16 protein-coding genes and 1 tRNA gene are annotated in these 19,849 nt (G+C 39.9%); 12 read left to right on the top strand and 5 right to left on the bottom strand.

Annotated features, from left to right (window positions below; genetic code table 11):
* Window positions 1-31: 31 nt before the first annotated feature.
* From HFD85_RS16450 to HFD85_RS16425, 6 genes are all read left to right on the top strand, one after another.
* Window positions 32-946 (top strand): YitT family protein, encoded by a 915-nt coding sequence (locus HFD85_RS16450; RefSeq protein ID WP_167612353.1) that lies wholly within the window; start codon window positions 32-34, stop codon window positions 944-946.
* Between the two features lie 126 nt (window positions 947-1,072).
* Window positions 1,073-2,521, top strand: a complete 1,449-nt coding sequence (locus HFD85_RS16445) for a sodium/proline symporter (protein WP_167612350.1) — start codon at window positions 1,073-1,075, stop codon at window positions 2,519-2,521.
* A 75-nt stretch (window positions 2,522-2,596) separates the two neighbouring features.
* Complete coding sequence (locus tag HFD85_RS16440) at window positions 2,597-3,391, top strand: SDR family NAD(P)-dependent oxidoreductase (RefSeq protein WP_167612347.1); 795 nt, start codon at window positions 2,597-2,599, stop codon at window positions 3,389-3,391.
* A gap of 21 nt (window positions 3,392-3,412) precedes the next feature.
* Entirely contained in the window at window positions 3,413-4,486 is a 1,074-nt protein-coding gene (locus HFD85_RS16435) for a VOC family protein (protein WP_167612344.1), read from the top strand.
* A 6-nt stretch (window positions 4,487-4,492) separates the two neighbouring features.
* Window positions 4,493-5,335: an N-acetylmuramoyl-L-alanine amidase-like domain-containing protein gene (locus HFD85_RS16430; protein ID WP_167612342.1), complete on the top strand. Its 843-nt coding sequence runs from the start codon at window positions 4,493-4,495 to the stop codon at window positions 5,333-5,335.
* 125 nt (window positions 5,336-5,460) lie between these two features.
* Window positions 5,461-5,910, top strand: a complete 450-nt coding sequence (locus tag HFD85_RS16425) for a hypothetical protein (protein ID WP_206082001.1) — start codon at window positions 5,461-5,463, stop codon at window positions 5,908-5,910.
* 42 nt (window positions 5,911-5,952) lie between these two features.
* On the opposite strand, the gene HFD85_RS16420 is transcribed toward HFD85_RS16425, so the two are convergent.
* Window positions 5,953-6,360: a hypothetical protein gene (locus HFD85_RS16420; protein ID WP_167612339.1), complete on the bottom strand. Its 408-nt coding sequence runs from the start codon at window positions 6,358-6,360 to the stop codon at window positions 5,953-5,955.
* A 93-nt stretch (window positions 6,361-6,453) separates the two neighbouring features.
* Here HFD85_RS16420 and HFD85_RS16415 point away from each other — a divergent pair, with 93 nt between their 5' ends.
* Together HFD85_RS16415 and trhA are read left to right on the top strand one after the other, a co-directional pair.
* Window positions 6,454-6,960 (top strand): VOC family protein, encoded by a 507-nt coding sequence (locus HFD85_RS16415; protein WP_167612336.1) that lies wholly within the window; start codon window positions 6,454-6,456, stop codon window positions 6,958-6,960.
* A 163-nt stretch (window positions 6,961-7,123) separates the two neighbouring features.
* A complete protein-coding gene (gene trhA, locus HFD85_RS16410; protein ID WP_167612333.1) occupies window positions 7,124-7,783 on the top strand; it encodes a PAQR family membrane homeostasis protein TrhA in 660 nt (219 codons plus the stop codon).
* A 262-nt stretch (window positions 7,784-8,045) separates the two neighbouring features.
* Here trhA and rhaB read toward each other — a convergent pair whose 3' ends face one another.
* Both rhaB and trxB read right to left on the bottom strand, forming a co-directional pair.
* Window positions 8,046-9,515 carry a rhamnulokinase gene (gene rhaB, locus HFD85_RS16405; protein ID WP_167612330.1) on the bottom strand — a complete coding sequence of 490 codons (1,470 nt, stop codon included), beginning with the start codon at window positions 9,513-9,515 and terminating at the stop codon, window positions 8,046-8,048.
* A gap of 140 nt (window positions 9,516-9,655) precedes the next feature.
* The gene (gene trxB / locus HFD85_RS16400) at window positions 9,656-10,654 is read right to left on the bottom strand and encodes a thioredoxin-disulfide reductase (RefSeq protein ID WP_167612327.1); all 999 of its coding nucleotides are present in this window, start codon (window positions 10,652-10,654) and stop codon (window positions 9,656-9,658) included.
* A gap of 172 nt (window positions 10,655-10,826) precedes the next feature.
* Here trxB and HFD85_RS16395 point away from each other — a divergent pair.
* The 3 genes from HFD85_RS16395 to HFD85_RS16385 all read left to right on the top strand — a co-directional run bounded on the left by HFD85_RS16395 (window position 10,827) and on the right by HFD85_RS16385 (window position 12,881).
* Window positions 10,827-10,900, top strand: a tRNA-Pro gene (locus HFD85_RS16395).
* A gap of 127 nt (window positions 10,901-11,027) precedes the next feature.
* On the top strand, window positions 11,028-12,248 hold the full coding sequence (locus HFD85_RS16390; protein ID WP_167612324.1) for a site-specific integrase: 1,221 nt from the start codon (window positions 11,028-11,030) through the stop codon (window positions 12,246-12,248).
* Between the two features lie 72 nt (window positions 12,249-12,320).
* A complete protein-coding gene (locus tag HFD85_RS16385) occupies window positions 12,321-12,881 on the top strand; it encodes a hypothetical protein (protein WP_167612322.1) in 561 nt (186 codons plus the stop codon).
* Between the two features lie 171 nt (window positions 12,882-13,052).
* Here the strand turns inward: HFD85_RS16385 and HFD85_RS16380 are convergent, their stop codons facing one another.
* Window positions 13,053-13,559, bottom strand: a complete 507-nt coding sequence (locus HFD85_RS16380) for a hypothetical protein (protein ID WP_167612319.1) — start codon at window positions 13,557-13,559, stop codon at window positions 13,053-13,055.
* An 842-nt stretch (window positions 13,560-14,401) separates the two neighbouring features.
* On the opposite strand from HFD85_RS16380, the gene HFD85_RS16375 reads away from it, so the two are divergent.
* Window positions 14,402-16,387 carry a hypothetical protein gene (locus tag HFD85_RS16375; RefSeq protein WP_167612316.1) on the top strand — a complete coding sequence of 662 codons (1,986 nt, stop codon included), beginning with the start codon at window positions 14,402-14,404 and terminating at the stop codon, window positions 16,385-16,387.
* A gap of 923 nt (window positions 16,388-17,310) precedes the next feature.
* Here HFD85_RS16375 and HFD85_RS16370 read toward each other — a convergent pair.
* The gene (locus HFD85_RS16370) at window positions 17,311-19,827 is read right to left on the bottom strand and encodes a glutaminase domain-containing protein (protein WP_167612313.1); all 2,517 of its coding nucleotides are present in this window, start codon (window positions 19,825-19,827) and stop codon (window positions 17,311-17,313) included.
* Between the last annotated feature and the right edge of the window lie 22 nt (window positions 19,828-19,849).

Here is a 19,849-nt window from a genome sequence, read left to right as displayed (position 1 = left end):
TTTTTAGTCTTTTGCTGAAAATTCTGACGACATGGCTTTCTTAACTAAAGACAAGATTTTCAGCAAGAAATGGCTAATTGATTATGCCTTCATTATCACCGGATCATTTATCCTGGCAGCTTCGTTTGTGTTCTTCATAACACCGCACAAAATCGTGCCGGGTGGTGTTTACGGTATTTCCATCGTTGTACACTACCTCACCAAAGGTGTATTTTCGTTTTGGCCCGATGGAATTCCTATCGGATTCTTTGCGCTTTTGCTGGATATTCCATTGATCATCGCCGGAATAAAAATTCTGGGACCACGTTTTGGCGTAAAAACCATTTTTGGCTCGGTTTTGACTGCAGTATTTACCGACCTGATCACCTTTTTGCGTCCGGTGCCGGCTGATATGCCTCTTGTTAACGATGTGCTACTATCAGTAATTTTTGCCGGGGTACTGGCAGGATTCGGACTGGGGCTTATTTTCAAATCACGCGCTACTTCGGGTGGCTCCGATATTATTGCCATGATCATTGCAAAATACACCCACATTCAAATCGGCCGCTTAATAATTTATGTCGATTCAGTGATCGTGTTGTTTGGCTTGTTTGCTTTTGGCGACTGGGCCATTCCTCTCTACTCGTGGATAGTCATTTATATCGTTGGAAAAGTTATCGACATTACCCTCGAGGGAGCCGATTACAATAAAGCTCTGCTGATCATTTCAAAACAACATGAACTGATTAAGAACAAAATCTTAAGTGACCTCGATCGCGGAGGAACATACCTGAGCGGAGAAGGCCTGTATACCGGCGAGGAAAAGAGAATTATTTATACAGTGGTTAGCCGGCGCGAGGTGGCTGTTTTAAAAGAATACATTAGTACCATCGATCCCGACGCTTTTATAACCGTAATGGATACGAAAGAAATTTTGGGAGAAGGTTTTCAAAGCCTGAACCAATAAGCGAATTTCACAAACCAAGGCTCGTGTTATTACTTTGAAAATTGTTAAACAGGCAGGCTGATCCGGGTTGCATCCTAACGGATTCTTTCTATCTTTAGTGGCTTTCAACAAAACCATCACTGAAGTATGATCACCGTTTTTATTGCCTACATCGTCATTCTCATCGGAATTGTTACTTATTCGGCGCGTCGTTCAAAAACCAACGACGATTTTGTACTCGGAGGGAAAAAAATATCAGGTTTTTCACTGGCTTTATCAGAACGGGCTACCGGAGAATCGGCATGGTTACTACTCGGGCTAACCGGTCTGGCTTATGCCGAAGGAATGGCTGCTATTTGGGTGGCACTTGGTTGTGTTTCAGGAATTTTATTCCTCTGGATCTTTCTGGCTGAGCCACTTCAAAAACTTACTGAAAAAACGGGAGCTTTGACAGTCCCCGGGTTATTCTCGGCAAAATTTAAAGGAACGCAACGAAGTTTCGGAATACTCTCGTCGCTGATCATCATTTTCTTTTTTGTACTCTACATTGCAGCGCAGTTCAGCGGAGCAGGAAAAATATTTAACGACACGTTCAAAATCGATCCTTTCTGGGGAATGGTAATCGGCTCGTCGCTCGTGACCTTGTACACCATGCTCGGAGGTTTTATAACCGTAGTTGCTACCGACGCATTTCAGGCGGTTTTAATGGTAATAACCTGCGTTGCACTCCCAATTATTGCACTGGGAATTGCTGCCACAAATAATATCCACATTGCAGAAGCTATAGCACAGGCCAATTACACCGTTCCGCTAAATATCGGCACCGTAAAACAAGCCACCGGCGGATTATTGATACTGAACGGATTGAGCTGGGCATTTGGTTACACCGGCCAGCCACAATTACTTACCAGAATGATGGCCATGCGCAGCAACAAGGAAACTCAACAAAGCCGTTGGCTGGCAATCGCCTGGACACTTTTGGCCTATACCGGCGCATTTCTGATCGGAATTATCGGTTATCGTTTGGTGCAGGGAGGTTTGCTGGGTGAAGCAGCTTCAAGTGTTGCAGCCGATTCTGAAAAAATTATGCCCATTATGGTAATGACTTTGCTCAATCCAATTCTTGCCGGTATTCTTTTATCCGGCGCGGTTTCAGCCATGATGTCAACCGCATCGTCGCAATTAATGGTAGTTTCTTCGTCGATGACTGAAGATTTTTACCTGCATATTACAAAAAAGAAAATCGAGGAAAAAAGAATGCTTTTCCTGAATAAAATCCTGACTCTGGCCGTTGGTCTTGTCGGCTTTATTTTGGCCATTACCATGGAAGACACGGTTTACGGATTAGTTTCTTATGCCTGGAGCGGTATCGGGGCATCTTTTGGCCCTGCCATTGTTCTGCTTATTTTCTGGAAACGTCTTTCGCGGGCCGGTGTTTTTGCCAGCCTGATCACAGGAACCATTTCAGCGGTTGTCTGGAAGACCTGGTTGCTTGATGCTACTGGAATCTCGGAACGTTTGGCAAGCTATGTACTGGCCTTCTCGCTGGCAGTCATCTTCAGTTTAATATTCCCCGAAAAAAAGGAACAATCCTGATCGCGTAAATTTTGAAGCTTGATTTGTTTCCTCCCTTAAATATTCTATTATCTTCGTGCTTTCTGCAAAAATACGATGCAATTTAAAGGGAAAACCATATGGATCACCGGAGCAACTTCGGGTATTGGAAAAGCGGTTGCTATTGAACTTTCAAAGGAAGCCGGTCACCTGATCCTTTCAGGCCGTAACGAGGAGGCACTTCACGAAGTAAAAGTAAACTGCGAACAAAATAACTGCAAAGTCACTGTTGCGCCTTTCGATCTGGGCGACACTGATTCAATCGAAGCTGCCTTCAAAAAAATACAAAAATCCGGTCTTAAAACAGATGCTCTCTATAATTTTGGAGGAATCAGTCAACGTGCACTGGTAAGTGAAACTCCTTTGTTTGTAGATCGTAAGCTTTTCGAGGTAAATTATTTCGGAACGATTGCTTTAACAAAACTTGTTCTGCCCGAAATGATTAAAAACGGTGGCGGGCATTTAGCTGCAACGTCGAGCCTGGTCGGAAAATTCGGATTTCCGTACCGGTCGTCGTATTCGGCATCGAAACATGCACTGCATGGTTTTTTCGAGAGTTTACTGGCCGAAAACAAGGCGAATAACATAAAGGTTTCGATGATCATTCCCGGGTTTATAAATACTAATATTTCGGTGAACGCCGTTGATAAAGAAGGGAAAGCGCACGGAAAATTAGATGACAACCAGGCAAATGGAATGCCGGCCGATGTTTGTGCCCGAATTATTTGCAAGAAGTTGAAAAAGGATAAAAAAGAAATTCTTGTAGGAAAGAAAGATAAAGTTATGGTACATATACGCAGGTTTATTCCTGCTATATATTACCATCTCGCATCACGAGTTAAACCAATGTAATTTCAAAATTAAGGACTAAAGATGACGAATCACATCAATGGAATACAGCAACTTGGAGTAGGCGTAGAAAATGTACACGAAGCCTGGAAATGGTACCGCGAGCATTTCTCTATGGATATCAGAATGTTTGAAGAAGAAGCGACTGCTGAACTGATGCTGGCACATACCGATGGTAAACCCAGAAGTCGTCACGCAGTACTGGCACTTAACATGCAAGGTGGCGGTGGTTTTGAGATCTGGCAGCACACCGGGAAAAAACCTGTCCCCTGCCCCTTTGAAATTCAGCTGGGCGACCTGGGAATCAACATTGGAAAGATTAAAACCAAGAATGTTGCCAAAGCGCATAAAACATTCACCGATTCAGGCTTGAACATCCTTACTCCTGTTACAAAAGATCCTGCCGGTAACGATCATTTCTACATGAAGGATATTTACGGGAATATGTGGGAGATCAAAAATCAGAAGAGCGTATTTCGTAAAAAAGAGAAATCGGTAAGCGGAGGAATTCTTGGTGCCTTGATCGGCGTTAAGAATATGGAAGACAGTCTGCCCATTTACCAGGAGATTCTGCAGTACGACCAAATTGTATACGATAAAACCGGTGTTTTCGAAGATCTGAAAGGACTGCCGGGAGGCGATCACAAATTTCGACGTGTATTACTGAAACATTCCGATGTAAAAGGCGGTGCATTTAGTCCGTTCTTTGGTCAGTCGGTAATCGAACTGATTGAAGCGATTGATTACGAAGGCCGTGATATTTACGAAGGCCGAATTTGGGGAGATCCGGGCTTTATCCACCTTTGTTTCGACATTAACGGGATGGATGGCTTCCGTGAAAAAGCAAAAAACATGGGCCACCCGTTTACGGTTGACAGCGCTAAAGCAATGGAATCGTTCGATATGGGCGAAGCTGCCGGTAATTTTGCCTACATACAGGCACCGGAGGGTACACTTATCGAATTTGTGGAAACGCATAAAATTCCTATTCTGAAAAAAATAGGATGGTACATCGACCTCCGAAAACGTGGTCACCGGCCGCTGCCAAATTACATCATGAAACTTTTCCGTTTTATGCGTGTAAAAGACAAAAAATAAAATCCGATGAGATTTCAGATTATCCTCCTGCTTTCAATTTTGCTGACTGCTTCCTGTACCGCTCAAAATGCAATTATTTACGAGGAAGAGGACAAAGCGATTTTAACCGAAATCTTCGATAAACTTGAAAAGCAATCGGATAAAACAACCGCTGAACTAGTTGTTCTTGCCGGAGAATTCTTAATGGGAACACCTTACGTGGCCCATACACTTGAAAGCGAACCTGAACAGCTGGTGGTGAATTTACGTGGTTTGGATTGTACAACTTATGCCGAGAATTGCCTTGCCATTGCCCGTTGTGTAAAATCGGGTAAAACTTCCTTTAAAAACTTTACTGCTGAACTCCGGAAAATAAGATATCGTAACGGCATAATAAATGGCTATCCATCCAGGCTACATTATTTTAGCGACTGGATTTTTGAAAACGAAAAACAAGGTTTCATCAAGCAGGTATCCGAAGCAGCCGGGCACACAAAATACCCGCTTGAGCTTGACTTTATGAGCACGCACCCGGGGAGTTACAAACAACTCGAAGGAAATAAAGAATTTGTTCAGATGCTTTCGGCAAAAGAAAAGGAGATCAACAAACGTGAGATGTTTTTTATTCCTGAAGACGAAGTTGCAAAATACGAGGCTCAATTAAAATCCGGCGACATTGTAGGGATATGTACTTCGATTAAAGGTCTTGACATTTCTCATGTTGGCATTCTCGTTAAGCAAAACAACCGCATTCACCTCATGCATGCCTCCTCATCCGGCGAAAAAGTTGTGATTTCGGACAGCACACTTGAAGATTTTTTGAAGGCAGGGAAAAGCTCAATTGGAATTATGGTAGCCCGCCCCATCTAGGAAAAAACTGCACAAAAGATTACTTTTCAACAAAAACCTTTTTACAAAAATCGTGTTATTTAGGTGAACATATTGTGAGTAATTTTGTAACTTGAATCGAAACATCCATACATAAATTAGATATTATGAAAAACACAATGAAAAAAGGATTGCTAGTATTAGCAATTGTTATGGGAAGTATCCTGGCTTCAAATGCACAAGAATTAGGAGTTCGTTTTGGCGATGTATCCGGAGGTAATGTTGCCATCGACGGGATTTTTAGTACCGGCCAATTCAGCAGGTTACACGCCGACGTATCATTCGGAAATGGTGTTGGTGTTGATTTACTTTGGGATTTCATTTATCGCCCGCTTGGTGGCGAGGCTTTTAACTGGTACGCCGGTGTAGGTCCGTATATTCAAATCGACGATCCGTTTTGGTTTGGTGCTGTTGGTGAACTTGGTTTAGCCTATACCTTTAATTCCATTCCAATTTCGTTGAGTATCGACTGGCGACCGGCATTAAGTATTGTGGAAAAAACTGATTTTCACTTTGGCGGTTTTGGACTCAACATTCGATATGTTTTTGGACAATAAGAAACTTAAAGTTAGATACGAAAGCGCCGAAAGGCGCTTTTTTTATGCCATTAATTCATTATCGTTAAATCCATTGGAAGCATCCTTCATTTTAAAATAACGACGAAGCAAGACCTTTTTCAAATCTCTTGCAATCACCTGGTGCGCGATTACTTCAATGTGGGTATAATGTGGTAATTCGGCCTGTGCTTTTGCCATTTCACGATCGGTAATATCAACCTGGTACAAAACAGATAACAACAAGTCGTAATTGCGTTCAATAAGTGTGCTGATCTGGTCAACCAATTGCTCATGCAATTCATGATAAGCCTGATCAATGTTTCCGGAGAATGTGATTTCAACACCAAACATTCCGAAATCTTTCATGATCTGCTCGGCTGTTTGTCGAACTATTTCTTCCCGATTGAGAAGAGCCTCTACATTTTGGTTACTAACACGCGGAAAATCCATGAATTTAGATTTTTTCTAAAGATACAACTTAAGTAACCACTACCCATAAAAGTGTATATTTACATTACCTGTAAATCAAATAAACTTAGCCTTATGAAAAAATTCATTTTTACCCTTGTTATCGGCCTTGTAGTTTTAAATGCATTTGCACAAAGCGAATTCTCGAGTTCTGCCATCAGTGTTGGTGTAGTGGTTGAAGACCTTGAAAAGTCGATCGATTTTTACACCAATGTTATTGGAATGACAAAGACCGGCGAGTTTTCGGTTGATAAAGCAAGCTGCAAGAAGCTAGGATTAACCGATAGCTATCAACTCGATGTTACCATTTTAAAGCTCGAAAACAGCGACCAGGCCAGCGAATGGAAACTGATGAGTTTGGGCACCAAGGCGAAACATCCCAAACAAAATTTTATGAGCGACGATACCGGGATGCAGTACATCACTTTGTTCGTTAATCATATTAATCCAATACTGAAACGTGTAAAAGAACATCAGGTAAAAATTCTGAGTGAAGCGCCTTCAACGATCGGTGAGAATAGAAAATTCTTACTCGTTCAGGATCCCGACGGAACGTTTATCGAAATCATTGGACCTGAATAAGGCCGATTCTAAATAACGGCAACAAAAACTGCATTACACACTGAATATCAATTCATAGCTTGAATTATTATTTATATTACTGCGAACTTAACATTCGGATCATCAGTTTCTCTAATATTTCGAATATATTTGAAAAATATTCGAATATAAAGCGAATGGGAGTATGAGTAGGCAGAATCGAATTCAGGAAGGATACAGAACACTCAGTCTGGGAGAAGAGATTTTCAACAGTATTACACACGGAATCGGCACCTTGTTAAGCATCGCTGCACTGGTGCTTCTGGTGGTATATGCATCGACTAAAGGAAATGCCTGGCACATTGTAAGCTTTAGTATTTTTGGGGCCACTATGGTTTTGTTATACCTCTCGTCGACATTGTACCACAGCTTTACCAAAGAAAAGATCAAAAACCTTTTTGTTCGATTCGATCATGCCGCCATATTTTTACTCATCGCCGGAACTTACACGCCTTTTGTTCTTACTACAATTCGAGGAGCACTGGGCTGGACACTTTTTGGAATTATCTGGAGCCTGGCAATTGCAGGTGTTGTAATTCGTTCAATTTACCTCACCCGTTTCCGGAAATTGATGGTTGGAATTTACCTGGCAATGGGCTGGATGTTTGTTTTTGCCATTGTCCCGATGGTTAATAACCTGCCGGCATCAAGCGTTGCTTTTTTATTTATCGGAGGGGCCTGTTATTCCATCGGGGTAATTTTTTATGCCTGGCGTAACCTGAAATACGGACACGGTATCTGGCACCTGTTTGTTTTGGCAGGCAGCATCATGCACTTCTTCTCAGTGCTTTATAGTTTAAAATAAAGTAGTTCACAATTGTATTGAGTTTTACGATTTTTGCACCGTGGCTTTAGCCCGGTTTATAAGTAAGATCTATCAGAATTGAGGCTTTAGCCATTAAGCTTCTGAATAGTAACGGCTAAAGCCAAACTTGAATTCTTCTAATGATCACCGTGTTAAAACCCGGTGCAAAGTATAAACAATCTGTTTCCGTACTCAACCAGCACGTAAAATTCGTTCTAATAAATAATCTGATTTACCTGCTTCCAGGATTCAACTTTTACTATCAAACTAACCTTTTAAACCTTTCATAAGCTGAATTCCAGTCGAGAGTAGGATTTGGCTGGTGTTCGATTAATTCAAACGAATTCTTAACTACCTGCCTGATCTCATCGAGGGTATCAACCGCTTTCAGTGCACGCGCCTGAAGCATCAGGTTACCAATTGCTGTAGCTTCTGTTGGCCCGGCAAAAACCGGAATGCCAAGCGCATCGGCTGTCAATTGATTCATCATGCTGTTGTTGGCACCTCCACCGATGATGTGAAGTTTGTCGATCTTTTTACCTGTTACCGATTCAATCTGTTCAATGGTGAACTTGTATTTCAAGACCAAACTATCGTAAATGCACCGCGCAATCTCACCTTTGGTTTCGGGAACGGCCTGCCCCGTGTTTTTGCAGTATTCCTGAATAGCTTTCGGCATATTCCCCGGATTCAGGAACACCTGGTTATCGGGATTAATAAAGCACTTGAAATGCCCGGCTTCCATACACATGTCCACCACTTCCTGCCACTGCAACTCCTTTTCTTCGTCCCAAATACGTTTGCACTCCTGAATCAGCCACATTCCCATAATGTTTTTGAGAAAACGACTGGTTCCGTCAACTCCGCCTTCGTTGGTAAAGTTCATGTCCAGTGTTTCTTCCGAAACCAACGGTTCATGACTTTCAATGCCTAGCAGCGACCAGGTGCCTGAACTCAAATAAGCCCAGTTTCCACCGCTTGCCGGAACCGATGCAATTGCAGAAGCTGTGTCGTGCGATGCTACCGCAATACAGGGAATTTCCTCGCTTCCGGTATCTTCCTGTATTTCGGGTAGAATAGTTCCTACGATCGTTCCCGGCTGTACCAATTCTTCAACAAGATTTGGCTGAATTCCGGCTGCCTTCAGCAACTTTTCTTCCCATTCGGCCTTGCCCGGTTTAACCATTTGCGATGTGCTGGCAATGGTGTATTCATTCTTTTTCACGCCGGTAAACAGGTAATTCAGCGTATCGGGCGTAAATAAAAGGCTTTTGGCAATATTTAATCTTGAATGACTTTCCTTTTTCGAGGCATACAATTGAAACAAAGTATTAAACTGCATGAACTGTATGCCTGACAAGAGGTAAGTTTCCTTTTTAGGCAGAATCTTAAAAAACTCGTCCATGATATTATCGGTTCTGTGATCGCGATAGGCAAAAGGCAGTCCAACCAGCTGACCGGATTCCGAAACCAGCGAATAATCCACTCCCCAGGTGTCAATGCCAATGGAATCGGGCTGAACACGGTGCTCCAGAATACATTTTTTTAATCCAGTTTTCAACTCTTCAAACAAGCTGTAAATATTCCAGTAATAACTTCCGTGAATACGGATCATTTGATTTTTAAAACGGTGGATCTCTGTCAGTTCAAGTTTACCGTTTTCCAATGTCCCAAGGATTGCTCTTCCGCTCGATGCACCCAGATCGAATGCCAGTAAATGCTTTTTGCTCATATCAGTTTCAGGTTCCGATTTTCAAGCTGCAAATTAAATAATTCTGCTGTTTTCCGGTATCCTGTGGTATCGGTTTTATTGGCCCAAAAACAAAAAAGCAGGATTACTCCTGCTTTTTCAATGCTATGTAGGTTAAAATATTATCCGTGCTTTTCTGACAGGTAACGTTCGGCATCAATCGCGGCCATACAACCACTGCCGGCAGCAGTAACTGCCTGACGGTACTGATCGTCCTGAACATCGCCACAGGCAAATACACCTGGAACATTTGTTTTTGAAGTTCCCGGAATCGTTTTAATGTAACCAACCTCGTTGGTGTTGACATAATCTTTGAAAATATCTGAGTTTGGTGTGTGACCAATTCCAAGGAAGAAACCATCAATTTTTATTTTAACTTCTTCTTCACCGGCTTCGCCCTGGTTTTTAACAAGTGTGGCACCTTCAACAACTCCGTCGCCAAATAATCCTTTTGTCTGGTGTTTCCAGAGTATTTCAATGTTTGGCGTTTTCATGGTACGCTCGGCCATAACTTTTGAGGCACGAAGTTCATCGCGACGAACAATCAAATAAACTTTATTACACAGACCGGCCAGGTACATGGCTTCTTCGGTAGCGGTATCTCCCCCACCAACAACGGCTACGTCTTTCCCTCTGTAAAAGAATCCGTCGCAGGTAGCGCAGGCCGAAACACCACCGCCGGCATATTTCTTCTCGTCTTCCAGCCCCAGGTATTTTGCAGTTGCACCGGTAGCAATAATCACCGTTTCAGCTTCAATCAGTTTTTCATCATCGATCCAAACTTTGTGAATTTCGCCCGAAAAATCAACTCTTGTAGCCATTCCCCAACGTACATCGGTACCAAAACGCTCAGCCTGTTTTTTAAGGTCTTCCATCATCACAGGGCCTGTAACTCCTTCAGGATAACCCGGGTAATTTTCAACTTCAGTTGTTGTTGTTAACTGTCCGCCGGGCTGCAATCCTTCATACATAACCGGCGAAAGATTAGCTCTTGCTGCATAAATTGCAGCGGTATATCCGGCAGGACCAGATCCGATGATCAAACATTTAAGATGCTCACTGGCAGTTGTTTCACCAGTTTTGTTTTCTTTGTTATCGTTAATATCGAGTGGTTTAAACATGGTACTTAATTTTTTGCCGACAAAAATACAAAACAAAGTGATTACACAAGGAATAATTCAATCGATTATAAACATATGCGATAAATGAATTCTATGAAATTAAATTGTTGGGAAATTGAAAAAAAGACTTTGTAAAAAAGAATTCTAACACTACATTTGCAGGCACAATTTACGGGATGTGGCGCAGTCTGGTAGCGTACTCGTCTGGGGGGCGAGGGGTCGCAAGTTCAAATCTTGTCATCCCGACCGAAATTAAAGCTTGATAATCAAAAGATTCTCAGGCTTTTTTGTTTCCTAAGCATTTCTAATTTTGGTTGAATTTCATATCCGGGTTGCACAATGTGTAAACCAGCGTGTAAACCGGAAAATCAAAATGGATGCAACTATTACAGTTATTTGTTACAAAAGTAAGGTGCTTTCTAATGGCGAAAGTCCTTTAATGTTACGGGTTACCAAGAACCGTAAACGAAGTATGAAAAGCTTAGGCGTTTCGCTCAATCCAGATTACTGGAACTTCGATAAAAACGAACCAAAACCCGAGTGTCCGAATAAAAGCGAGCTTGAACAGTTGATTCTTAAAACGAAAATTGAATACCAGCAAAAACTACTATCAGCAAAGATAAACGGAGAAAATTTCACATCTGAAACACTGGTAAAAGAATCAGCCCGGAAAATTAAAGCGCAAACCGTTGAACTGTTTTATACTGAACTAATTGCAAAACTAAAAGAAAATGGAAACGTTGGTAACAGTTATGCCTATCTAAACTCATACAATTCATTGAAAAACTTTAACAAAGGTAAAAAGCTCACTTTTACATTCGACATGATTGATATTCAGTTCCTTAATAAATATGAGGCATGGCTCCGAAATAACGGGAACAAAGAAATAACTGTTAGTTACAACTTCCGAACACTAAGAGCAGCCTTTAACAAAGCAATTGAAAATAAGATTGTTGACAAAAATAAAAATCCGTTTTCAGATTTTAAAGTCAGCAAATTCAGCACTAAAACGATGAAACGGGCTTTGAATAAAGCCGATATTTTGAAGATATTAAGTTACAATACAAATGATAAAACCTACTACCGGAAATTTGCCCACGATATATTTTGCTTTTCCTATTTGTGTGGTGGAATTTCTTTTGTTGATATTGCAAATCTAAAACCCGATAATATTATAAATGAGAGGCTTACTTACCACAGGCAAAAGACCAGTACATTAATAAACCTACCTTTAACAGATACAGCAAACAACTACATAAATAAATATGAAGATCAATGTAAAGATAGCTTGTACCTATTTCCAATATTAGATTCAAACATCCATGTAACCCCGGTACAGAAACGAGACCGGGTTAAAAAGGTACTGAAACACATCAACCGGGAACTCAAAGCAATTGGCAACGAGTTAAAATTAAAAACTGAACTAACAAGCTACGTGGCACGCCACAGCTTTGCAACCGTTCTTAAAAACTCAGGTGTAAACATTGCATTAATCAGTGAGGCTCTGGGACATTCTGAGCTTTCTACAACTCAAATTTATTTGGATAGCTTTGAAAATAAGCAATTTAATGAGGCCATGAAATTGTTGATTTGACGCAATTGATACTATTTAACAAACGAACTAATCTCTGGCACGATATTTGGATTTTTATGTAAAACATAAATCATGAAAAAATCTATCTTAAACTTATTAATTATTGTCTCATTTATCCCATTATTTTCTTGTAGTGAAGAAGAAGATGATCCACTAAAAAAGGAATATCTTGAGATAGTAGTAAATGGGAAGAAATATGATGCCATCGCAGAGGAATGGTCAAATTTTGATACAGAAACTTGTGACGAAAAAAGTGGTACTCGTGTAAATGTAGGTGAAATTGAAACCTCAGACTTTTACTTAGATCTACATATTATGCACTATACAAACTTAGATGATTTTACTACTGCTGACAAAGGCAATTATAGCATTCGAAATTCCTTATCAATCAATAACATATGCAATTTTGAAGCTGTTGTTAGATTCAAGGATTATACTCAGGGAGATTATTTGACCAGCGTCAAAGATGGTGGGACAAATACAATTACGGAAATAGAAAAGTTGGATGAAAATAGCGATATCATGCTTTATGGTATCAAAGGGAATTTTAATTGTACCCGCATTAATATAAGTGGAGAGGAAATATCTGTGATGGGAAACTACTACGTTCTTGTACTCGTGTGGATCAATTGAAAACTTAGATTAGCTTAAACATTTTCATCTCTTAAAGAAATATTGACCTCGTAATTCAAGAATGAGGTAAATTTTATTTCCGGCTTAATTAGGTGGTAAAAAAAGAGAGTGCCACATTGGACACTCTCAAAAATCCTCCTTCAATGTAAGGAGATAAATTCAATTTCTTAATCACTCTGTTGTTTCTGGACAATCTGGACTTTCTGGTTCAGTTGCACATTTAAGCTCCTGTTCTGTAAAAATCGGATTAACCATTTCAATAAGTTGAGTTGAGTAGGTTGCTTTTAAACCATTTCTTAACACCAGGCTAATTTTGCTTGCACCATCAAATGCAACATGCGTTGCAACATTAAATGCAATTAACCTACTGTCTTTACAAGCTTTCTCAAAACGCTTACTGTCTAAAAGCCGTTCAATGTTTTCATAAAATTCAGCTTTAAATCTGTCTAAAGTGTAATCAGTACCCTTTAGTTTATTATAAGCCTCAATAACAGAAGCTTTTTTCGTTTTGGCAGATTTATCAAGTTGAACCTTGAAAATATTTCCTGCTCTATTTCGAATCTTCAAATAATCCGATTCAGCGCGTTTTCTACTTGTTGATTTTTCTGCTTTTTCTACTTTGTTTGTTAAATCAACTTTGTTTTCTCCAGAATTGTTAAGAACGTTTAAATTTTCCATAAAAATTATTTTTTATGGTTTACCTGACTTCGGGGTTCAGGCTACCCCCCTTTCTCTCGTGGTCTTCTATTGCTTTTCGAGAAACGAGTTACATCTTAAATACAGACACATAAAAAGCTTAACCATTTGCACCTGTACAACCACATTTAAAAATGTAGCTAAGAATGTTTAAAGTAAAAAATTACTTATGCCATTCTCCGGTTTTTAAAGTGTCAAAACACATGCCAAATGCAGTTAAATAATACTCATCTCTATCAAGTAACCGTTAATAATATCCGACTACATAACAAACGAGCGATAATAAGGAACGAATACTTGCTTTTGAGCGTTATTAAAGCTCCGATACATTTATCTTTCATGCTATTAAAGGGCAATACCACGCTTTTGGGCATTACAAATTTTTCGACATGTTGAATTATTTTTCTTGAATTGAAAATTTTACCTTTACCCTACAAATCAATTAGTTAGAATTTTTAAGCATAACTTAATAGAACAAGGCTTATTACATTAATTTACTTGTTACCTACTCATTTCAAGATTTTTTTCCTGCTGATATGCTATTGACAAAATGACTGATATAAACTGTCTGCTTTTAAGACAATAATGACAATTTTACCCGCTTAAATTTATTTCAAGTCACGACTAATCTAACCACATTAGCAAACTTCAATTTGCTTAATTTTTCATAATTTTAGCGTTCAGAAAATGTCAGGAAGGTGCTTAAAAATTGTTTTGCTTAAAAAATCAAGCTTAGTACAAATTTCTATCACCGACCATCTAATGACAAAAAATACCGATTTTTCATACTACGGTACTTAAAACGTAGCTAAAAGTGAAGATTTGTGATGAAGAAAATTACGCTACCAATAAAAAAAGATGAATGGCTGGTTAAAGCCCTGAAACGGAAAAATGACGAATTAAGAAATAAAAACGTTCAAATAAAAAGCTGCAAGGATATTCCCCCTAATGTTGTTTTTAACAAAACACTTTGTGGAATAGGCGCAACTTATACGGAGATTAAAGCAAAACGAAATTCGATAATAATTGAACCGAATGTCCCTGTAATTATTGGTAAGAGTAGGCAGCACTCATTTATTCAACCTGTTTTCGATGATATTAAAGCCCCGGAAATCCGCAGATACTTTTTAAACGATTCAATCCGGTACAAAAAATTTGTTACTACGCCAGAGGGATTCTCTAAAATAAAAGAAGTTGCCCAAGAACCGGAACTTAATATCCAACTTTACGAAGATTATTTCTGCTTATTTGATGAGTGCGAAAAGATTACGGAAGATGTTGGCTACCGGGATAAGATTACGTTACCTATATACGATTTTTTGAAATTTAAAGACAAAGCCCTTGTTTCTGCTACCCCTTTACATATCAGCCACCCGGAAATCAGAAAACAATTCCGAATGTTGGAAGTAGTCCCGGATTACGATTACAAGCAGGACATTGAGGTAATTGTTACCAACCATTTCAGCAAGTGTTTTGAAGAACAGATAAAGAATTTTAAAGATAGCGAATGTGTCTGCATCTTTTATAGTTCCACGCAAGGAATAAACCGGATAATAAACAACACTATTAAATCGGATTACAAAGTGTACTGTTCTGCCAAAAGTGCCAGAATATTAAGAAATCTTGGGATTGAAAACGTTAGTTCAGACTTTGATACCGAACTGGCTAAATACAACTTTTTTACTTCCCGTTTCTTCTCTGCACTGGATATTAATTTGAGAGTACGCCCCGATATTATTATATGTACCGATATTTATGAAAAGGAACACACCGTAATTGACCCGTTTACAGAAGCAATACAGATACAAGGCAGGTTTAGACAGGTTATTAATGGTAAACGCTACAACTCAATTACACATATTACCAACATCAAAGAGAATTTACTCGGACGTGAAGAAAACTCCATATTAAACGAATTGAGTTATTATAGGGAAGATTACGAGGAAAAACTAAAACAATTAAGCCATGAGAACGATGTTGACAGGAGGCGCGGAATAGAAAAAGCCATAAAGAAGTCGCCATATTATAACCTGCTCGATTACCGGAATAATATTAATGATTTTGCAGTCGATAACTGGATAGCAGAAGAACGGGTTAACCGCTACTATACTTCAAAAGAAGAATTGGAACAAGCTTACCGGGATACTAACTTTTATATTCCGTTACTACGAAGAATAAATTATAATCTTTCGCAAGTAGATAGTTACTCAATTAGCAAAGCCCGCTCTGGAAAAGCAATCATTGAAGAAATGGTTTCAACTATGGTGAAATTAAATGATATTGGAGCAATTAAAAGTTATCAAAACTCTGTCAGGCATGATGAGGGTTACTTAAAACAATCAAAAAAATACAAAGTTGATACCGATATTGTTGTTGAAGCTTACTTTGCTATGGGCAGCATAATGTTTGAACAGGTTAACTATAACTTCAAGAAAGTAAAGGAGAAACTGGAAGTCTGGAAACAATGCGAACGCCGAAAAAATAAAGATGTTCTTTTAGATATTTTCAATGAGATTGAGATAAACAAACCAATCGACCGGGACTTCATAAAAGCCAAATTACAGGAGATTTACCAATTTTATGAAATAACACACAATAGCTGTAAGGTAACGCATGAAACCATGAAGTTGTACTTCAATAAAATCATACCCCGCAACTCAAAAAGACCATATACGATAACATTAAAGGAGCTTAAACCGGAGTTTGAAAAATATTATAACATCTTTCTTGCAGATATTGCTACGAATGTAAATACCGAACCGGAGCAGGAAGAAACCGCAAAGTTTATTATACCGGGAAATGTAACCTGACCAGTTTTGTTAACGAAATCACTTTCAAAAATTTTTTATTTTTATATTGATCTGAACTAAGCTGTTTCCCAATTGACCCCCAGCTCTTTAGAGCAGGAAATAAAATTCACATTCGATAGACCATAATAAATTCTCTATATAAAATCAAACAAATTATGACACTTTTGAAAATCTTAAAATTCTGATGGTTCTCATGGGTAGAGCAACATAAATTTTTGTTAAAACAATACATGTAGGATATTAACTTGCAAATCCTTCTTGCAAATACACATAATTGACTAACTTACTGATACTTATGTTTTAAAAATTCAATTTTTTTTATTAAATTCATACAATTATTAATCAACGCAGATTTAGACACCTGTGTAAACCATAGTGTCAACCAAAAGGAAAATAAAATTATAAATCACTGATTATCAGCCCAGATAATTAATAACTAAAATCGTCTGGGGGGCGAGGGGTCGCAAGTTCAAATCTTGTCATCCCGACAATTTAATATCAAGGAGTTAAGAATCAACTTAACTCCTTTTTTATTAGCCGGTGTCGCAATTAAGTCGCAGTTTTTGTTTAGCAATTTCAAATCCAGAAACAAAAATCCGAATCATAATAAAATGTCTAAGAAAAGAAAAATGTGAATCATATTCAATTGTTAGGCAGTACTTGTGCTTTCTGACAACCCGCTGGCTGTTGAGCCTGTTAAAATTCGACATATAGAAGTTTTGGAAACGATTAAAGAAGGAGTAAGCGTCTTTAAAGCGTATTTCAAACCTGGGTAAAATAAAAGGGCTGCTTTTTAAAAGCAGCCCTTTTATTTTAAACAAATTCGTCCAATTCAATCGTCATCAGCAAGCACTCACTACTCATTTTGTGAATTGGAGTGAAAAGCCGATAGTTCTTTTCACCCCTATCAACATTGGCAGCTGTTAATCTTCAAGCATCTTAATAAAATACCCGCCAACTACCGAACGCGCCTGGAATCCTACCTGTTTTGCATCAGGGGTTTCGTACCAGTCACTCATCGGAACACGATCGGGTGTTTCAGTAACAAATCCGTAAAGCGGATCAATAAATTTCCGGAACGTCTCCGTATCATCAGCTAAAGTCGCTGTCCAAATGATCCAGTCCGATTTGGTGTAGGTTCTGCGGTTATCCAATGGCAAACCGTATTTGTTTTGTTTCGTCAGATAATAGGCAATTTCTGTTTGGGCAACTTCATCCGGGAAGATTCCAAGATTGAGCAGCTTGTCCCAAACCAGGTTGTATTTCTGACTCCAGGTTCCCGGTTTATCAAATGTCAAGCGGTAGTGGTCGCCATCGTCGGCCATTTTCATCCACTCCTGCGCCATCCTTTTGGCCTCAGACGTATATTTCTCTGCCACATCGTTTTTACCAAGCATTCCGGCCAATTTACCATAGCCTGCAATTCCCATAATGGCTTTTGCCGACAGGTTTACATTGTGCGCAAAATGGCCGGCAAAATCATCGGTACAAAGTTGGTTTTCCGGATCGAGACCGTTTTCCAGCAGGTAATTTGCCCAGGTAGTCAACACATCCCAATGTTCGGCAGCGTAATCAGCATTTCCTTCAGCAGCGGCAATAGCAGTTGTTAAAATAATCATGTTCCCGCACTCTTCTACCGGCATATCACCTCCGTAGGTTTGTCCGTTAGCTTTCGGATAAGTACCTACATCGTGCGCAGCAAAAGGCTTGGTCCATTTTCCGCTTTCCGAATAGTAGAAAATCGGGTTTAGCATTCCTTTCAGCAGTTCGGGATTGTATTTCAGAAATAACGGAGCCGAAGGATAAGTAACATCCACCGTTCCGATAGAACCATTGCTAAAATTCTCTTTCGACAGGAATAAGATATTTCCCTGGGTGTCTTTTACCAGTTTGTGCGCCGCAATCGACTGGCGGTAAGCAAGCAAACACAGACGGGCATAATTTTCGCCTCCGGCGGCCAGTGCTTCTTCGTATATTTTTGCGTCGGCAGCATCGCAGCGATCCATGATACTCTGGTAGTTATTCGCAGCGGCAGTCAAGGCCTCATTAAAACTTACCTGACCATTGTTCGTCCACCAGGCTTTCAGATTATCGCCAAAATACTGGATGGATTCAATATCATCGTAAGCCAGCATTAAATAACCTGATGCTGGTTTTGCTGAAACTTTACCAAGGACATCGGTATACGCCAGCACAGGCATTGATTTCGACAAAACGGCTGTGGTTTTATCTTTTCCTTCTTTCACTTTTCCGCTTTCAGCAAAAGCTTTTTTCATGGCTGCAAAATCGCCGATTGCCAGGGTTTGATCTTCAGTTTCAGGCGATGCCAGGTAAAAATATCCCCAATCGATGCGCACGTTGTCACCTTTCCTTTCTAGCACGGGTTGTTCCGTTGTTCCGGCTTTTAGGAAATTGATATTGCCTGTTTTTCCACTTGTAACTTCCACTTCCTGGCTCAGTTCGTTTACCGACCATTCCGGCGTAGCTTCAAAGTATACTTCCACTTCGTGTGATTTTCCATCTGTTGAAACTACTTCGTAGTTGATGTAGTTAACCGGACGCGAAAGCAGGTCGAGATCATCCATCAACAACGGAGAAACAAACTCGACTTTTAAATCTACAGGTCCGCAGCTAAAATTGTATTTCGTTTGCGTTGCCGTAATTTTAACGCTTTTTTGAACCGCTGTTTGTGCAAAAACAGGCTGGATGTCGCTTTCCCTGAAAATACCGAAATCGACATAGGCCAAACCACCGCGGTCCCGGCAATGAGCTGCAATCGTATTTTCGCCACCAAGGTTCAGCAGGCTTTTATCCAGCTTCATCACCACGTTGCTTTTTGCACGGTTTCCGGTATTTATAATTTCTTTTCCGTTAAGGTACAATTCAAAATCATCGTCGTGCGAATAGATAAGGAACAGGTCGCTTTCGCTATTTACTGCAGGCATGGTAAATTCGCGGCGCACCCAAATATGTTCGGTATTCCAGGGCGTTGCTGTTTCGCCGGTGTTTGGCGTTCCAAAAGCTGCTTTTCCGCTTTTCCATGAAGCATCGTTAAAGCCCGGTTTTTCCCAACCTGAGGCAGGCTCTGAAGTGAGGAATTTTCCCTCCCAGGCTTCAAATTTCGCACTCGTTACAACCGGTTGAAGCGGAATTTCTTCTTTACCCATAAAACGATATGTTTCGCCATCAACGCGAACAGCGCCAATCAATGAATGGTTTCTGCCTGTCCAGTGTTTTACGGGCGTATCGAATAACTGATCCGACATGGACCATGCACTGGTATACGGATCGATAGTAATTAATGGATAAGCAGGTGCACGAAACTCCGCCCCTGCTTCTTCCTTCTGTATTGTTGATGGTTGGCTGCAGGAATAGAATACGGCAACCGCAAAAGCCAAAAACACGAACTGGCAAAACGTTCGTCTTACTTTTAAATTCATTTCAATTGGTTTAAGTATTAAT

This window comes from Maribellus sediminis (assembly GCF_011799805.1).
In the GTDB taxonomy this organism is placed as follows: Bacteria; Bacteroidota; Bacteroidia; order Bacteroidales; family Prolixibacteraceae; genus Draconibacterium; species Draconibacterium sediminis_A.
Note: the sequence above shows the minus strand (reverse complement) of the source record. Positions and strands in the feature narration are given on the sequence as shown.